This is a genomic window from Ilumatobacter sp., assembly GCF_041688325.1.
GTDB lineage: Bacteria > Actinomycetota > Acidimicrobiia > Acidimicrobiales > Ilumatobacteraceae > Ilumatobacter_A.
Genome location: NZ_JBDNIJ010000094.1, coordinates 1 through 1,815, shown reverse-complemented (window position 1 = coordinate 1,815; position 1,815 = coordinate 1). Strand labels below are relative to the sequence as shown.

The following is a 1,815-nucleotide window of genomic DNA, read 5'->3' as shown; positions in this document are numbered from 1 at the left end:
TGGGTCGAGGTCTGGAACGACGATCCCAAACCGTTCGTCTGGCACAAAACAGCCGACGAAATCCTCGAACGACTCGGCCGCTACTGCGCCGACGTCACCAACACCGAATTACCAGACGAAACACCGTGACAGGACACTAGGAACGGTGACGTCTCCAATCGCGAGGCTGGCAATCATCACCGCCTCAAGCGACGGGACTACCGCAGCAACAATCCGGCCGCCTGAGACGAGGGGACACTCGAACGGCTCCCACCCGCGCACCCGACGATGCGCCCAAGCAGTTCGGCAAGCAATCGTTCAAGGCTCGATTGATGTAGCTCAGACGACACTGGGTCGGTGTTCCCTTCGAACCCGGTTACGACAAAGGAAGAATCGAGGCTACGTAGGCAAGAGTTCGTCGCGACTTCATGCGGGCGCCATGGGGGTGTCAACGGGAGACGACATGGTGGTCAACGATGATGACCATCGACCAACTCCCCGCCCTGCTCGCCGAGGCCGCGAACGCTGCGCGCCATGCCTACAGCCATGCGATAGCGACGCTGGACGGTACGGAACGTCGGCGGACCGTGGGGCCCGGGGCCGACGGCACAGAGACGTACCTGCTCGACGTCATCGTGGAACGTCCGATCCTCGATGTTCTCGAATCCGCCCGCGTCAACGTGCTCTCCGAGGAGGTCGGTTGGATCGACAGAGGCTCAGCGGCGACGATCGTGATGGACCCCGTCGACGGCACGGCGAACGCCGCAGCAGGCATCCCTATCTGCGGATTCGCAGCAGCTGCGGTGATCGACGATCGAGTCGAGTTCGCCCTCGTCGAGTGGTTCGACACCGGACGGACCTGGACCGCCACACGCGGCGAGCGGTCCGTGAGCGTTTCGATGCAGACGAGCCTCGATGGCGTTTCGCTGTCGATGCTGCGTCCGCGAGCGGCAACTCGTCCGGCCTGGCACGAGCTGGCCGAGCGGGCCGATCGCATCCGGGTGCTCGGTACGTCGGTACTCGAGGCCGGACTGGTAGCTGACGGCGCGGTCGACGCGTTCTGCGACCCCGGCGGCGACGTGCACCGAATCGTCGATGTCGCTGCGACCTCGCTCATTGTCGAGAACGCGGGTGGTCATGTGTGCGACGTGTGGGGCCGGCCGTTCACGTTCGATCCCGATCTGTCGAAGCGTTGGAGCGGCGTATTCGCATCGTCGGCCGGTCTTGCCGAGGAGATCGTCGACGTGGTGACACGCCACGCGCCGGCCCCGCCGCCGCAGGTCAGCGTCAGGTGATTTGGCGGTTGACCCAGTTGGAGACGACTTCGATGGCTCCGACGATGACGAAGATGCACAAGATGATGCCGCCGGTGACTTCGAAGTTCAGTGTTCGCATCGAGTTGCTCAACATGAAGCCGATGCCGCCTGCGCCGACGATGCCGAGCACGGTCGAGGCGCGCAGGCTGACGTCGAAGATGTAGAGGCCTTGGCTGACGAGAGCTGGCCACACTTGGGGTGCAACGCCAGAGGCGGTGTCCTGAAGCCGGGAGGCGCCGGTGGACACCACTCCTTCGCGTGGGCCGGATCGGGCTTCTTCGATGGTGTCGGCGAACAGTCGTGTGGAGAATCCGAAGATGCCGACGGCCAGTGCGAGCGTTCCGGTTCTGGGGCCGAGCCCGAGTGCTGCGACGAACAGCACGGCGAGGACAAGTTCGGGGGTGGCTCGGACCAGGATCATCACGAAGCGGGTCACTCGAAAGACGAGTCTGCTCGGCGCGACGTTCGATGCTGCGAGGAACGAGAGCGGCAGCGCGGCGAGCATTGCCATGAACGTCGC

2 protein-coding genes are annotated in these 1,815 nt (G+C 64.2%); one reads left to right on the top strand and one right to left on the bottom strand.

Translation table 11 applies throughout. The features are described from left to right. Positions 1-455: 455 nt before the first annotated feature. The gene (locus tag ACH2EI_RS06170; protein ID WP_395159467.1) at positions 456-1,274 is read left to right on the top strand and encodes an inositol monophosphatase family protein; all 819 of its coding nucleotides are present in this window, start codon (positions 456-458) and stop codon (positions 1,272-1,274) included. Here ACH2EI_RS06170 and ACH2EI_RS06165 read toward each other — a convergent pair. Continuing rightward, on the bottom strand, positions 1,267-1,815 hold a 549-nt coding region (locus ACH2EI_RS06165), incomplete at its 5' end, for a PhnE/PtxC family ABC transporter permease (RefSeq protein WP_395159465.1). The two genes, ACH2EI_RS06170 and ACH2EI_RS06165, sit on opposite strands and share 8 nt — an antisense overlap.

What these genes read in the sequence shown, in the direction of transcription:
- ACH2EI_RS06170 (WP_395159467.1), top strand. Translation starts at nt 456, where the DNA reads ATGATGACCATCGACCAACTCCCCGCCCTGCTCGCCGAGGCCGCGAAC.